This window comes from Streptomyces fodineus (assembly GCF_001735805.1).
GTDB lineage: Bacteria > Actinomycetota > Actinomycetes > Streptomycetales > Streptomycetaceae > Streptomyces > Streptomyces fodineus.
On the sequence record NZ_CP017248.1, the window covers coordinates 3,579,488 to 3,593,859 of the forward strand.

Sequence of the window (14,372 nt, forward strand, 5' to 3'; positions counted from 1 at the left end):
GCAGACACGACCATAAAGCGCCCTCGTAAGGACTACAAGTGGAACTGGCCTATTACTCGGATTACGCCGTACGACTCGTCAACAGCGAGGAACCGGCCCGGGGCAAGGACTCCCTGACCTCCGTCGAGGCCGTCCGCGACCTCTTCGGCGTCAACGCGCAGGCGGCCCGCCGCGCCACGGACGCCGATGTGACACGCTTCCGCTCGGTACGGGCCCGGCTCCGCGCGGTCTTCGAAGCGGCCGACAAGGGCGACGAGACCCTCGCCGTGGACCTCCTGAACTCGCTCCTCCTGGAGTTCCCGGTCAGCCCGCAGATCTCCGGTCACGACTTCCGTGACGAGGACGGCCGCCCGCTGTGGCACATGCACCTGGCCGACCACCCGTCGAACGCGACTGCGGGCTACGCGGCGATCGCCGCGATGGGCCTGGCCTTCCACCTCACCGAGTACGGCGTGGACCGCCTCGGCCTCTGCCAGGCAGCCCCCTGCCGCAACGCCTACCTCGACACCTCCACCAACCGCTCCCGGCGCTACTGCTCCGACCGCTGCGCGACCCGCGCCAACGTGGCCGCCTACCGCGCCCGCAAGCGCCTGGAGGCCGACCGGTCGGGCAGCAGCGGCCTCGCGGCCGAGAGCGCCCAGCGCGCCAGCGCCAGCGGCGAGCGCTGACCGGCGGGCAGCGGCCGGTACCGGAAGCGGGCACGCGCGAGGACGAGCTCATCGGGTACGACCCCGTAGTCCGTGCTGTCCCCGCCCGCGTAGGGGTTGTCCCCGAGCACCCACCAGCCGCCGTCGCGGCGCTCCACGGCACGCTTGACGACGAGCAGGTCCTGCTGGAACGGATGCCGCAGGACGACGACGTCCCCCGCCCTGACGGGCGCGCCGTACTGCACCAGCAGCCGGTCCCCGTGAAGGAGCGTGGGCACCATGGACGGGCCGGTCACCTCGGCCAGCCCGAACGGCGCCACGGCCCTCCCCCGCTCGGTCTCCTGCGACAGCTCCGGCATCCCGGCACCTCCCCGGTCCGTTCCTCCACCAGTCTCAGTCTGACCCTGGACTTTTGTCCTAAGCCCTAGGGGGCACCCGAGAAATCGCCTTCCTCAGGGAGTAATGTCGCACCTGAGAAGACGATCACGAGGAAGGAATGCTCCATGCTTTCCCGCCTGTTTGCCCCCAAGGTCAAGGTCAGCGCCCACTGCGACCTGCCCTGCGGCGTGTACGACCCGGCCCAGGCCCGCATCGAGGCGGAGTCGGTGAAGGCCGTCCAGGAGAAGATGGCCGGCAACGACGACCCCCACTACCAGGCGCGTGCCACCGTCATCAAGGAGCAGCGCGCGGAGCTCGCCAAGCACCACGTCTCCGTGCTCTGGAGCGACTACTTCAAGGCCCCGCACTTCGAGAAGTACCCGGAGCTGCACCAGCTGGTCAACGACACCCTGAAGGCCCTCTCGGCCGCCAAGGCGTCCACCGACCCGGCGACGGGCCAGAAGGCGCTGGACTACATCGCCCAGATCGACAAGATCTTCTGGGAGACCAAGAAGGCCTGATCTTCCCCTACGCCTTCTGACCTGCGGTTTCTTTGATTGCAGCGTCTCCCTGTCCGCACCCGGACCGCAGGCCGCCGAGCATGGCGTCCATGACGGTCCGGGTGCGGTCCGCGTTCATCCTGCTGAGCCGCCAGGGCCCTTGCCCCCGCGCGGCGCGGCCGTCACTCGGTGTGCAGGACGCGGGCGATGGTCTGCCGGGACGCCGCTCGGGCCGGCAGCACCGCGCCCAGTGCGGCGATCGCCACCCCGGCCAGTGCCAGGAGCGCCATGGTCCCGGGGTGCCACACGTCCAGCATCCGTGCCGGGAAGGCGAGATGGGCGCTGTGCTCGGTCAGCGGGATCACCACGCGGTAGGCCGCGACTCCCAGCGGCAGCCCCAGGACCCCGCCGACCAGACCGAGCCCGGCCATGGACACCACCAGCATCACCGTGACCTGCCGGGGCGTCATGCCGATCGACTTCAGCATGCCGAGGTCGCGCCGCCGTTCCCGGGCACTCAGCACGACCGTGTTGAACACCCCCATCGAGGCGACCGCCGTCAGCATCAGGGTCAGCACGGAGGCGGAGCTGATGACCGTCACCGCCCCGGCGTTGACCGAGGACTGCGCGGACGGGTAGAGCCCGGGATCGGCGGCGCGAACCGCCTTCGTACAGGCGCCGGCCTCGGATCCGGGGGCGAGCCGCACCCAGTACTGGTTGGCCTGCGCGTCCGGTGCCAGGGCGGTCACCGTCGCCCAGTCCGCGCGCACGAAGCCCGACGGACCGGACATGACCTCCCCGACCAGGGTCACGCGCTCCGTCCGGCCGTCCGCCGCGCTCAGCGTGAACGAGTCACCGACGCGCAGACCGTACTTGGCCAGGAACCTGCCGGAGGCCACCACCTCGCCGGGCCCGCGCGCCCACCGGCCCCTGGCCAGGTCGTCCTGGAGGGTGGACCGGCCGCCGCGCGCCCCCTGGATCGTCACGTCCTGGCTCTGCCCGGGCATCCGCACCTGGACGAAGCCCACGGCGGACACGTCAGCCGCATGGGGCAGAGAGCGCAGCAGCGTCTGTGTCGCGGTGTCGCCCTGGTGCGGAACGGTCTCCCCGAACCTGGCCTGCCCGGCATAGACGACCACCTGCGTCCTGTCGGCGCCTTCGACGGCCTCGCCGTAGGAGACCATGGTGGCCGACAGGCCGGTGGCGAAGGTCACCGTCGCCACCCCGAGCAGTACGGCGGAGACGGTGAGCAGCGCCCGTCCGGGCCGGGCGAAGGGCAGGCCCAGGCCCAGCGTCACCGAGCGCGGCAGCCGCACCCCGCTCAGCCACCGCTGCACCGCCGACCGCCGGCCCCCACCGGGCGCGCTGCCCGCGCTGATCGCCCGTGCCGCGGAGAGCCGGTGCGCGCGCAGCGCCGGGATCAGCGCGGCCAGCAGCACGACCGCGGGCAGGCCCAGCGCCGTGGTCACGTACACCCAGGAGCCGACCGTCGGCCTGACGTTCACCGTGCCGAAGTCGGCGCCGTAGAAGACCTGGTGCAACAGCGGCCGTGCCACCACCGCGCCCAGGACCGTGCCGATCGCCGCGCCCGCCGTCGCCGGGACACAGACCATCACCAGGTAGACCGCGACCACCTGGACCGGCGTGAATCCCACGGACTTGAGCACCCCGATGTGCCGGAAGCCGGACACGACGGCGCCGCTCACCACATTGGCCACGATCAGGACCGCCACCAGCAGGCCGAGGATGCCGAAGGCCATGAGAAACGGCACGAAGGCGTTGGGCTCGGCCGCGAGCTGCGCCTTCAGCGTCAGATACGACTGGTGGGCGACCAGCGATCCGGACGGCAGGCCGGCGCTCACCGCCGCGGTGTCCGCCGTGATCTGCCGGGCCGTCGCGGCCCGGTCGAACCGGTACAGCATCTGGTACGTCGTGGGGTGCAGGGCCGCGATCTGCCGTGGGGAGACCCATGCCTGCGCGGTGCCGCTGACGCCGGAGGCGAGGCCGACGACGGTCAGCGGCGCCAGCCCGGGCAGCCGGATCCGCTTCCCGATCGGAGAGTGCGGCCCGTCGCGCAGCCCGGGCGCGTTCGGAAGCTCCAGGACGAGCTGGCCGGGGCCGGTGGCCCAGTGCCCGGCGAACAGGTCCAGCCGGTCGACCGGACCGCCGGGGCCCGCCCGGCCCACCACGGTCAGCGAGCCGGGCCCCATCCCGGGCAGCTCGGCGACCGCGCTCCGCGGCAGGTCGACCACCGCTTCCGGGAACGGCCCGGCCGCGGCCCGTACGCCCGGACGGTGCGCGGTCCGCGCCAGCCGGGTGCCCGAGACCTTCGTCGCGTCGAACGTGGCGACGACGTGCGCGCCGTGTGCCTGGCCGAAGAGCCGGTCGAAGGGGCCGGACACGGCGTCGAGCAGGCCGAGGGCGACCACGAGGGCCATGCTGGAGACGAGGACCACCACCGCGATCACGGAGGTCTGGAGCCGGCGGCGGCGCACGGCCGCGCGGGAGGCCCGCCACACCGCGCTCATACTGACCGCTCCAGGGCCCGCTCGCCAGTGATCCGGCCGTCCGCCATCATCACCAGCCGGCCGGCGCAGCGGGTGGCCAACGTCTGATCGTGCGTCACCAGCAGCAGGGTCTGGCCCAGTTCGTTGAGGTCGATGAGCAGGTCCATCACCTGCTCGCCCGCGTGGCTGTCCAGCGCGCCGGTGGGTTCGTCCGCGAGCAGCAGCGCGGGCCGGTTCATCAGCGCGCGGGCCACCGCCGCGCGCTGGCGTTCGCCGCCGCTGAGCGCGGCGGGGTAGACGTTCCTGCGGTCGGCGATGCCGAGTTCGTCCAGCAGCTCCAGCGCCCGGCGCCGGGCCTGACGGGTGGGCGTTCCGGTGAGCTGGGCGGCCAGGGCGACATTGTCGATCGTGGGCAGGTCGTCGATGAGGTTGAAGAACTGGAAGATCATGCCGATCCGGCGGCGCCGGAAGAGCGCCAGCCCGGTCTCGTTCATCGCGCCCAGGTCCTCGCCGTGCACACGCACCTGGCCGGCGCTCGGCCGGTCCAGCCCGGCGATCATGTTGAGCAGGGTGGACTTGCCGCAGCCGGACGGCCCCATCACCGCGACCGCCTCGCCGGCGCCGATCTCCAGCGACACCCCGTTCAGGGCGGCGGTGTCGCCGTACTCCTTGCGCAGGCCGGTCACTTGGACGACGCCCTGCCCGCGCACGGCGGCCGGACCGGCCCCCGTAGTCGTGCCGCTGATGTCTTCGGTGGTCATGCCAGGGACCGTAGGCGGCGTGGGCAGCCCGGGCGTCAGCCCCCGGGGGTATCCCGCGGCGGTGGTCATCCTGGCGATGTACGGGGTGGACCGGGAGAGGGACGCCCGCTCCTCGGCCGGCTGGCACGATGGACGGCGTGTGGAGATCGGAGACGGGCCGGCTGCTCATCGCCCTCACGACCGTGAGCCTGGCGGTGACCGGGGGCGCCATCCTGCTGCTGGCGCGCGCTCGCCGCCGCTACCGCAAGGTCCTGGAGGACCGGCGCTGGCTGCTGGAGCGGGAGCGGGAGGCTGCCGCCCGTACGGCGGTGGCGGCCGAACGCGCCCGCATCGCACGGGAGTTGCACGACATCGTCAGCCACAAGGTCAGCCTGATGGTCGTACAGGCGACCGCCGCCCGCGAGGTGCTCGCCGCCCTGCCGGACGCGGCGGAGACCGCGCTGCGGGCCGTCGAGGGTGCCGGACGCGACGCGATGACCGAACTGCGGCACCTGCTGGGCCTGTTGGCACCCTCGCCGGACGGCGACGACGACCCGACCGAGCGCGACGGCGAAGGAGACCTCTGCGGGCTCGCCCCGCAGCCGAGCCTGCGTCAACTGGGCACCCTCGTCGACCGGATCGCCTTCGCCGGCCTCCCGGTCGAGGTCCGCATCTCCGGGGAACCGCGCCCGCTGCCGCCCGGCATCGACGTCACCGCCTACCGGATCGTCCAGGAGGCGCTGACCAACTCGCTCAAGTACGGCGACGGCGGCACCGCGACCGTGACGGTGCGCTATGCCGACCACGGTCTGCGGGTCGAGGTGCTCAACAGCGGACCGAGCGTGCTGTCCGCCGGCCCCGCGAGCACGGGAGCCGGCTCCGGTGGCCGCGAGCGCCGGGACGACGGAGCGGGGCGCGGACTGATCGGTCTGCGCGAGCGCGTCGCCGTCTACGGAGGCCACTTCGACGCCCGGCGCCGCATCGGTGGCGGGTACCGTGTCCGCGCCCGCATCCCTCTGGAGCGCCCGTGACCCAGCCCGCCGCCGACGGCCGCCCTCCCCGCGACCCGGGCCGGATCCCGCAGGCCCAGGAGCCGGGCCCGAACCCGAGCGGGCGAACCGGCGCCCCGCGCGTCCTCATCGCCGACGACGAGGAACTCATCCGAACCGGCTTCCGCCTCATCCTCACCTCGCGCGGCATCGAGGTCATCGGCGAGGCCGCGGACGGCGTACAGGCCGTCGCAGCAGCCGAACGGCTACGCCCCGACGTCCTCCTGATGGACATCCGGATGCCCCACCTGGACGGCCTGGAAGCCGCCAAGCGCGTCCTGCGGCTGCTCCCGCACTGCCGGGTCCTCATGCTCACCACGTTCGACCTCGACCGCTACGTCTACGCGGCGCTCGCCGCCGGGGCGAGCGGCTTCCTGCTCAAGGACGTCACCGCCGCCCACCTCGCCGCGGCCGTGCGACTCGTGAACACGGGCGACGCGCTGCTCGCCCCCTCGATCACCCGCCGTCTGGTCGAGCGCTACGCGACCACCCACGAGGCCGGCCAGGCCGGCCCGGCGCGCCACCCCGCCGCTGCGCCGGACGCGGCCCGCACAGCCCCGGTCCACCGCGACCTGGCCGCGCTGACCCCCCGTGAACGCGAGGTGCTGGCCCTGATGGGCCGGGGCCTGTCGAACACCGAACTCGCCGGCGCCCTCACCCTCAGCGAGGCCACCGTGAAGACCCACGTCGCCCGGATCTTCGCCAAGCTCACCCTCCGCGACCGCGCCCAGGCCGTCGTCCTCGCCTACGAGACGGGCCTGGTCACCCCCGGCGACTCCACCGCCGGCTGACACCGCTGCCACGGCACGCCGCGTAGGCCCGGCGCCGTACCACACAGGATCCGACCACTCGGATGGTCAGACGATGCCTGACTCATAGGCGGCGATGACGAGTTGGACCCGGTCGCGGGCGTCCAGCTTGGCCAGCAGCCGCGCCACGTGGCTCTTGGTGGTGGCCATGCTGATGTACAGGTGGGCGGCGATCTCGGCGTTGGACATGCCGCGTCCGACAAGGGTCAGCACTTCGCGTTCGCGATCGGTGATCCCCTTGATCTCACGTCGGCGTCGGGCGGGGGCGACACCCCGGCCGGTGAACTCCCGGATGAGGCGGCGAGTGACGCCGGGTGCGATCAGGGCGTCGCCGGCGGCTACGACGCGGACCGCCGTCACGATGTCGTCCAGCACCATGTCCTTGATCAGGAAGCCGCTCGCGCCGGCGTGCAGCGAGGCGTGGACGTTCTCGTCGTCGTCGAAGGTGGTGAGGATGACCACGCGTGCCGGGGATTGCGTCGTGATGAGCCGGGTGGCCTCGATGCCGTCCATGACGGGCATCCGGATGTCCATCACGACGACGTCGGGGTGGACGTCGGTGGCCAACTGGACCGCCTCGGCGCCGGTCCCGGCTTCACCGACGATCTCGATGTCCGGGATGTCGTTGATCAGCATGCGCAGTCCGGCGCGGACCACCGGCTGATCGTCGGCGAGGAGCACACGGATCGTCATATGGGCAGCCTAGCCGCGACCCGGAAGCCGCCTTCGGCACGCGGTCCGGAGCTGAAGTGGCCGTGGAGCAGGGCGATGCGCTCGCGCATTCCGGTGATTCCGTAGCCGCTACGCGGGTTCGTGGCCGCCCTTGCGTGTCCGTCGTCGGTGATCGCGATGGACAGCTCCTCCTCCGCGTACTCGACGCGGACGAGGCAGTGGGCGGCTCCCGCGTGACGTACGACGTTGGTCACCGACTCCTGGATGACGCGGTAGGCGGCGAGCTCGATCTCGGGGGTGAGCGGGCGGCGTCGGCCGTGCCACTGCACCTCCAGCCGCACTCCGGCGTCCGCCGCCGTCGCAGCCAGCCGGCCGACGTCCTCCAGGCCCGGTGCCGGGGTGGACGGCGCCGGCTCCGATTCGGCCTCGCGCAGAACGCCGAGCATGCGCCGCAGCCCGGTCAGCGTCTCCCGGCTGGTCTGCTCGATGACGCCCAATGCCTCGCGTACGCCGTCCGGCTGGCTGTCGACGGCCCGCTTCGCCGCTCCGGCCTGGATCGCGATGGCGCCGATGCTGTGCGCCACCATGTCGTGCATCTCCCGGGCGATCCGCAGCCGTTCTGCCTGGACCGCCTGCGTCGCGGCCTGCGCCCGCAGGGCTTCGGCGTGGTCCTGCCGCAGTCGGATCCAGCTGCCGAGGAGCCAGGCCACGGCGGTGGTGACGACGAGGACCGACCAGGGACCGGTGAGGACCTCGAAGGCCGCCACTCGCGGGACGAAGGCCGTCGCGACCAGGGCCCAGACGGCCAGCACACCGACGGCCGCCGCCGCGGCGGCCCGGCGCGAACGGGAGACGGCCGTGTAGAAGACCAGCACGTCCGCCGCGAGGAACAGGGGCCACGTCGTGTCCCCGCACACCCGGGCCACGACCGCCTCGGTCAGCAGCACCGCAAGCACCGGCAGCGGTCGGCGACTGGCCCAGCCGAGCGGCCATGCCATCAGCACAGCCAGCCCGGCCAAGGCCCAGCGCCCGAGGTGAACGAAGTGACCGGACGGCAGGAAGACCGGGTGCGCGGGTTGAGGCGTCGCGGTGTACAGAACCAGCGCGAACACGGGGACGGCGCACCAGCCGAGCGCCGTCAGCGGATCCGGCGACAGCCGGCGCGGCAGGGCCACGGGTACAGGGAGGCGGGGTCGCACCCGGCGATGCTATCCACCGGGGTCGACGGTGGTATCGGACCGTGGTCTGCATCCTGCGGGCTGACAACGGGAGCCCGCGGACCGATGTGGCACCGGCCCGGTCACCGACAGCCTGGACGGCGTGATCGAAATCAACCAGCTGACCAAGCGCTACGGCAGCGTACTGGCCGTCGACGGCCTGGACTTCTGCGTCCGGCCCGGGCAGGTGACCGGGTTCCTCGGACCCAACGGCGCCGGCAAGACCACCACGATGCGCATGCTTCTCGGCCTGAACACCCCCACCAGTGGCACGGCCACCATCAACGGCCGTCGCTTCCAGGACTTCGGTACCGGCCTGTGCCACGTCGGCGCCCTGCTGGACGCGGGCGACGTCCACCGGGGGCGCACCGCGAACGCGCACCTGGCCGCACTGGCCCGCAGCAACGGCCTGCCCCGCCGCCGGGTCCGGGAGGTCCTCGAGATCGTCGGTCTGGGCGAGGCGGGCCGTCGGCGCGTCGGCGGGTTCTCGCTCGGCATGCGCCAACGCCTGGGAATCGCCACCGCCCTGCTCGGCGATCCCCCGGTCCTGCTCTTCGACGAACCGGTCAACGGCCTCGACCCCGAGGGCATCCGGTGGGCTCGCGAGCTGTTCCGTCGCCTGGCCGCCGAGGGACGCACCGTCTTCGTCTCCAGCCATCTGATGAGCGAGATGGAGCACACCGCCGACCACCTCGTAGTCGTCGGCGGCGGCAGGCTGCTCGCCGACGAGCCCCTCGCCGACTTCGCCGCCCGCGCCACCACGGCAGGCGTCACCGTGCGAACCCCCGACCCGGCCGCGCTGGCCGAGGTGCTGCACAACGCGGAAGCCACGGTGCTGTCGCAGGCCCGTGACACCCTCACCGTCACGGGTCTCACCGCGGCCCGTATCAACGAACTCGCCTTCACCCACCGTGTCCTGGTCCACGAGGTCACCACGCACGGCGGAACGCTGGAGGACGCCTTCATGGAACTGACCGCCGACAGCGTCCAGTACCGCGCCTCGGCCACGCCCGCGAGGAGCAAGGACCGATGACCACCCTGGCGACGACCGCCGCCCCCGCCACCCGACGCGGTGCTGCCGGACCCGCCCGCTGGCGCGACCTGCTCGGCGCCGAATGGATCAAACTCTGGTCGCTGCGCTCGACCCCCGTCGTGCTGGGCGTCCTCCTCGTCTTCTATCTCTACCTGGCCTACCGCGCCGCCCAGCTCGCCCACGACTCCTACCCGACGTGGCCCGCCTTCGCGAGGCGCGACCCCGACCCCGCGCACGACGCCTTCGACTTCCCGAAGTTCCTCCTGCTCATGGCCACCGCAGGCACGATCGGCGCGATGAGCGTCGCCGGCGAACACGCGAGCGGGCTGATCCGCACCACCCTCGTCGCCGTGCCGGCCCGAGGCCGAGTGATGCTCGCCAAGGCCATGGTGATGACCGCCGTGCTGGCCGTCCTCGGGCTGCTCGTCGGGATCGGGTGCTGGGGCATCACCCTGGCCGTCATCTCGGACCGGATCACCGGCTTCTCCTTCACCACCCCCGGTATCTGGCGCGTCATCGCAGGCACCACGGTCATGGTCCCGGTGTGCGGCCTGACCGGCATGGCCGCCGCCACGCTCATCCGCAACACCGCCGGGACCGTCTTCGCCGTCCTCGCCTTCTTCCTCGTCGGTCCACTGGCGGTCAAGGCACCCCTTCCCCTGCTGTCCGCCGACCAGCGGGCAGACCTGGGCAACACGCTTCCCGCATACGCCTGGGGCCGCCTGACCCTCATGAGCCACGGGCACCTCGTCGAACACGTCGGCTCCATCCCGGCGGCCTGGATCTCGCTCGCCGTCTGGGCCGTCGTCTCGGTCGGCATCACCGTGACGGTCCTGCGGCACCGCGACGTATGACGGCGGCACCGACGCCGGACACCCGACCGAGCACGCCCTTCCCGGAGTGACACATGCGACAAGGGACCCCGATGGCCACCACCACCCGACCGACGACAGCCGCAGCCGGCGACGAACTCCGCGGCCGGTTCCGCGACCTGCTCGGCGCAGAACGGATCAAACTGTTCTCGCAGCGCTCGACCTACGTCCTGCTGGCACTCGCTCCGGTGATCACCGTCTGCGGTGAGTGGTTCACCTGCTCGGGTGTCCACCTTGTCGGCGCGTCGGCGCATACCGCCTACGATCCGCTCAGAGGCTCCTTCAACTCCGGTACGTGGGGCTGCCTCATGGTCGGCGCCGGCATCCTCGGCACCCTGGCCATGAGCAGCGAGTACTCCAGCGGACTGATCCGCACGACCTTCCTCGCCGTCCCGAACCGCCGGCGGGTCGTACTCGCCAAGGCGGCCGTCGTCGCGAGCGTCACGTCCGTCGCCGGCCTCATCACCGCGATCACTTCGTTCATCACCGCCCAGAAGATCCTGTCCGGCGACCGACTGGGCATCTCGATCAGCCGGCCCGGTGTCCTGCAAGGCTTCGTGGCGTCCACCGCGATCCTGCCGGTCTGCGCGGTCATCGGCATGGCCATCGGCACACTCGTCCGAACCCCCGCGGCTGCCCTGTTCACGGCCGTCCTGGCCCCCGTCCTGCTGGGCGCCGTGCCGTCCGGCGGCAACCAGTTGACGGCCGCCCTGAGCAACTCGGCCCCCCAGAACGCGTGGAACGCCCTGACCAGCCTCGGCACCGAGTGGGACAACGCCGGTCCCTTTCCTCCCACGGCACTTCAGTCCTGGACAGCGCTCGCCTTCTGGCCGCTCCTCACGCTTCTCGCCGCCCTCGTCGTCGTGCGCCGCCGTGACGTCTGACCTTTACGGCTCCATCTCCAGTTGAACCTCGTTGCCGCCTCCCCGGAGGCCGGATGTGAGGCATTCCGTGGGAAGTTCGCGGGGCAGCCCGGTGATGGTCCGCTGTACGGCATGCCCTTGGCCGCGTCCCTCGACGACCCGGCCTCGCTGGATCACGACCAGGGCCCCCGCGACGCGGAGGGTCGTGGCACCGTCGTAGACGATCAGCGACCTGCCGCCGCCGGCGTACCGGACGGTTTCCGTCCCGCTTCCGCCGGCCACGGCGACGCAGGAGGCCGCTGGTGCCTCCGAGTCGAAGGAGCCGGTGGCGGGGATGGTACGGCCGTGGGCGCCGCACGCGTACGTGATGTCCGCGTGCACATGGGTCGGCCGGGCCAGGAGTGTGAGCGGCGGGCCGTAACGGCTCTCGCTGTGCCCGACGCAGCCGACGCTCCCCTCCCCACCCGTCGTTGCCTGACTGGCCGGCCCCCACACCAACGTCGAGCCCGCCAGCATCACAGCCCCCAGGGCCACCGCGACACCATGCCTACCGATACCGAACATGTTCCCTCCCGCTACGTCCTGCCCCACTAACGGCACTTGGCCCGCCCGGGAGCACATCCCATGCCCCGGCGTCTCGGAGCGTGCGACCCGCGCACGCTCCGCTCCGTACGCGGTGACGCGGGCCTGTGCTCCCGCCGGACCTCATGGGATCGGCCGCGGTCGCATGGAACCTGGAACGCGGCGGGTAGCAAGCGCCGGACGAATCCTCGTCGGGCAGGACACGAGCAGGAGGAGATCTCCAGTGGGCCGTACCACCGTTGCAGCCGCCACCGTCGCGAGAGGGCGCATCTTCGCCATGATGGACGCGGACGGGGACGGGATCATCTCGGCGCACGACTACCTCTCCCGGGTCGACCGGGCCGTCTGGGCCACGGGCCGTTCGGAGGACGACCCGCTCGTCGTCGCCGCCCGCGCACAAGCCCACAAGGCATGGGGGGCGATGGACGCGAACGGCGACGGGAAGCTGACCTTCGAGGAATACGACGCATGGGTCGGCGCCGACAAGTTCGACAACGTCTGCCGGTTCGCCCTGGGCGCGCTGTTCGACCTCGCCGATGCCGACGGGGACGGCGCCCTGGACCAGACCGCATTCACGCTGCTGCGCACCGCGCTGAACAATGCGCCCGACAGCGCCGCTGCCGCGTTCCACGCACTGGATGCCGACGGCGACGGCCGGGTGGGGCGTGACGAGTACCTGGCGTCGATCCGCTCCTACGTCATCGGCGCCCCCTCCCCCATGGGCGAGGCCCTGTATTAGAGGCCCTGTATTAGAGGCCCTGTATCAGCCGCCCTTTTCCCGCCGGGACACCGAGGCGGCCGCCCACCGGCTGGGAACTCCCCTTCCGCTACACCGCCAGCCAAGCCGCCTGGTCGGGACCCAGTAGGCCGTTCTCCACAGGCCCGCTGGCCAGCAGGATCGTGGTGTGGGCGGGCAGCGGATACGGCTCCGTGGAGAGGTTGACCACGCAGACGAAGCCGGGGTCGCGGCGGAAGGCGAGGACTCCCGCGGGGGCGTCCAGCCAGGTGAGGGTGCCGTCGCCGAGGGCGGGGTGCTCGCGGCGCCGGCGCAGGGCGGTGCGGTAGAGCTCCAGCATGGAGGTCTCGTCGCCGGTCTGCGCCTCGACGGTACGTGCGGCCCAGTCCGCCGGCTGCGGCAGCCAGGGCGCGGCCGAGGCGTCCTCGGGGCTGAAGCCGTACGGTGCGGTCCGCCCGGACCAGGGGATCGGCACCCGGCAGCCGTCGCGGCCCCGGTCGGTGTGGCCGGAGCGTTCCCAGACCGGGTCCTGCAGCACCGCCTCGGGCAGGTCCTCCACCTCGGGCAGGCCGAGTTCCTCGCCCTGGTAGATGTAGGCGCCGCCGGGCAGGGCGAGCATCAGCAGGGCGGCGGCGCGGGCGCGGCGGGTGCCCAGTTCCAGGTCGAGGGGGCCTTCGGGTTCGTAACGCTCGTTTGCCACCCAGCGCTTGGCCGACCTGCGGCCGTACCGGCTGGCGTGGCGCATGACGTCGTGGTTGGAGAGCACCCAGGTGGCGGGCGCGCCGACCGCGCCGAGCATGGCGAGGGACTCGTCGATGACCGTACGCAGGTCCTTCGGGTCCCAACTCGACATCAGGAAGTCGAAGTTGAACGCGGTGTGCAGACCGTCCGCGCGGACGTAGGCGGCCAGCCGTTCGGGGGTGTCGGCCCACGCCTCGGCGACGAAGCACCGGTCGCCGGGGAACTCGTCGGCCACCTTGCGCCAGGCACGGTAGACGTCGTGGACCTCGTCGCGGTCCCAGTGGGGGTGGTCGAGGTGCCGGTTGCGCCGGCCGACCCCGGCCGGGCGCGGCGGCAGGTCGGGCAGCTCGGGGTGCTTGATCAGGCCGTGTGCCACGTCGATGCGGAAGCCGTCCACGCCCCGGGCGAACCAGAACCTCAGGACCGACTCGAACTCGGCCCGTACCTGGGGGTGTTGCCAGTTCAGGTCGGGCTGCTGCGGGGCGAACAGGTGCAGGTACCAGTCGCCGTCCGGCAGCCGGGTCCAGGCCGGGCCGCCGAAGCAGGAGACCCAGTCGTTCGGCGGCCGGTCGCCGTCCGGGCCGCGGCCGGGGCGGAAGACGTAGCGGTCGCGTTCCGGGCTGCCCGGGCCGGCCGCCAACGCCGCCTGGAACCAGGCATGCTGGTCGGAGGTGTGGTTGGGCACCATGTCGGGGATGATGCGGATCCCGTGCCGGTGGGCCTCCTCGATGAGCCGCTCGGCTTCCTCCACGCTGCCGAACAGCGGGTCGATCGCGCGGTAGTCGGCCACGTCGTAACCGTGGTCCGCCATCGGCGACTTGTACCACGGGTTGATCCACAGGGCGTCGACGCCGAGCGACTTGAGGTACGGCAGACGGGAGCGGATGCCGGCGATGTCGCCGACGCCGTCGCCGTTGCCGTCGGCGAAGCTGCGGATGTAGACCTGGTAGATGACGGCGCTGCGCCACCACGGTGCGGTACCGGGCATGCTGCTCCTTAAAAGTGGGAGGCTCTACTTCAACAGTG

15 protein-coding genes are annotated in these 14,372 nt (G+C 72.1%); 8 read left to right on the plus strand and 7 right to left on the minus strand.

The features are described from left to right. Positions 1–38: 38 nt before the first annotated feature. Entirely contained in the window at positions 39–668 is a 630-nt protein-coding gene (locus BFF78_RS14605; protein WP_069778748.1) for a CGNR zinc finger domain-containing protein, read from the plus strand. Here the strand turns inward: BFF78_RS14605 and sodX are convergent. After that, positions 572–1,006 carry a nickel-type superoxide dismutase maturation protease gene (sodX, locus tag BFF78_RS14610; RefSeq protein ID WP_069778749.1) on the minus strand — a complete coding sequence of 145 codons (435 nt, stop codon included), beginning with the start codon at positions 1,004–1,006 and terminating at the stop codon, positions 572–574. The two genes, BFF78_RS14605 and sodX, sit on opposite strands and share 97 nt — an antisense overlap. 144 nt (positions 1,007–1,150) lie before the next feature. Between sodX and sodN the strand changes: the two genes are divergently transcribed. After that, positions 1,151–1,546, plus strand: coding sequence for a superoxide dismutase, Ni (gene sodN, locus BFF78_RS14615; RefSeq protein WP_064535234.1), 396 nt, complete (start codon positions 1,151–1,153; stop codon positions 1,544–1,546). Positions 1,547–1,707: 161 nt separating this feature from the next. On the opposite strand, the gene BFF78_RS14620 is transcribed toward sodN, so the two are convergent. Together BFF78_RS14620 and BFF78_RS14625 are read right to left on the minus strand one after the other, a co-directional pair. Continuing rightward, positions 1,708–4,053 (minus strand): ABC transporter permease, encoded by a 2,346-nt coding sequence (locus BFF78_RS14620; RefSeq protein WP_069778750.1) that lies wholly within the window; start codon positions 4,051–4,053, stop codon positions 1,708–1,710. After that, positions 4,050–4,793 carry an ABC transporter ATP-binding protein gene (locus tag BFF78_RS14625; protein ID WP_069778751.1) on the minus strand — a complete coding sequence of 248 codons (744 nt, stop codon included), beginning with the start codon at positions 4,791–4,793 and terminating at the stop codon, positions 4,050–4,052. Before BFF78_RS14625 ends, BFF78_RS14620 begins: the two co-directional genes overlap by 4 nt. A gap of 128 nt (positions 4,794–4,921) precedes the next feature. Here BFF78_RS14625 and BFF78_RS14630 point away from each other — a divergent pair, with 128 nt between their 5' ends. Beyond that, the gene (locus BFF78_RS14630) at positions 4,922–5,803 is read left to right on the plus strand and encodes a sensor histidine kinase (RefSeq protein ID WP_079161311.1); all 882 of its coding nucleotides are present in this window, start codon (positions 4,922–4,924) and stop codon (positions 5,801–5,803) included. 44 nt (positions 5,804–5,847) lie between these two features. Beyond that, positions 5,848–6,612 carry a response regulator transcription factor gene (locus BFF78_RS14635; protein ID WP_069783569.1) on the plus strand — a complete coding sequence of 255 codons (765 nt, stop codon included), beginning with the start codon at positions 5,848–5,850 and terminating at the stop codon, positions 6,610–6,612. Between the two features lie 66 nt (positions 6,613–6,678). Here BFF78_RS14635 and BFF78_RS14640 read toward each other — a convergent pair whose 3' ends face one another. Together BFF78_RS14640 and BFF78_RS14645 are read right to left on the minus strand one after the other, a co-directional pair. Further along, positions 6,679–7,323, minus strand: coding sequence for a response regulator (locus BFF78_RS14640; protein WP_069778752.1), 645 nt, complete (start codon positions 7,321–7,323; stop codon positions 6,679–6,681). Next, positions 7,320–8,501, minus strand: a complete 1,182-nt coding sequence (locus BFF78_RS14645) for a sensor histidine kinase (protein WP_069778753.1) — start codon at positions 8,499–8,501, stop codon at positions 7,320–7,322. Before BFF78_RS14645 ends, BFF78_RS14640 begins: the two co-directional genes overlap by 4 nt. 121 nt (positions 8,502–8,622) lie before the next feature. On the opposite strand from BFF78_RS14645, the gene BFF78_RS14650 reads away from it, so the two are divergent. From BFF78_RS14650 to BFF78_RS14660, 3 genes are all read left to right on the plus strand, one after another. Further along, the gene (locus BFF78_RS14650) at positions 8,623–9,552 is read left to right on the plus strand and encodes an ABC transporter ATP-binding protein (protein ID WP_069778754.1); all 930 of its coding nucleotides are present in this window, start codon (positions 8,623–8,625) and stop codon (positions 9,550–9,552) included. After that, on the plus strand, positions 9,549–10,406 hold the full coding sequence (locus BFF78_RS14655; RefSeq protein ID WP_069778755.1) for an ABC transporter permease: 858 nt from the start codon (positions 9,549–9,551) through the stop codon (positions 10,404–10,406). Before BFF78_RS14650 ends, BFF78_RS14655 begins: the two co-directional genes overlap by 4 nt. 71 nt (positions 10,407–10,477) lie before the next feature. Continuing rightward, positions 10,478–11,308, plus strand: coding sequence for an ABC transporter permease (locus BFF78_RS14660; protein ID WP_069778756.1), 831 nt, complete (start codon positions 10,478–10,480; stop codon positions 11,306–11,308). 3 nt (positions 11,309–11,311) lie between these two features. Here BFF78_RS14660 and BFF78_RS14665 read toward each other — a convergent pair whose 3' ends face one another. Further along, a complete protein-coding gene (locus BFF78_RS14665; protein ID WP_069778757.1) occupies positions 11,312–11,851 on the minus strand; it encodes a hypothetical protein in 540 nt (179 codons plus the stop codon). Positions 11,852–12,092: 241 nt separating this feature from the next. On the opposite strand from BFF78_RS14665, the gene BFF78_RS14670 reads away from it, so the two are divergent. Continuing rightward, positions 12,093–12,608, plus strand: a complete 516-nt coding sequence (locus tag BFF78_RS14670) for an EF-hand domain-containing protein (protein ID WP_227025833.1) — start codon at positions 12,093–12,095, stop codon at positions 12,606–12,608. 88 nt (positions 12,609–12,696) lie between these two features. Here the strand turns inward: BFF78_RS14670 and BFF78_RS14675 are convergent, their stop codons facing one another. Further along, on the minus strand, positions 12,697–14,334 hold the full coding sequence (locus BFF78_RS14675) for a glycoside hydrolase family 13 protein (protein WP_069778758.1): 1,638 nt from the start codon (positions 14,332–14,334) through the stop codon (positions 12,697–12,699). Positions 14,335–14,372 lie beyond the last annotated feature (38 nt).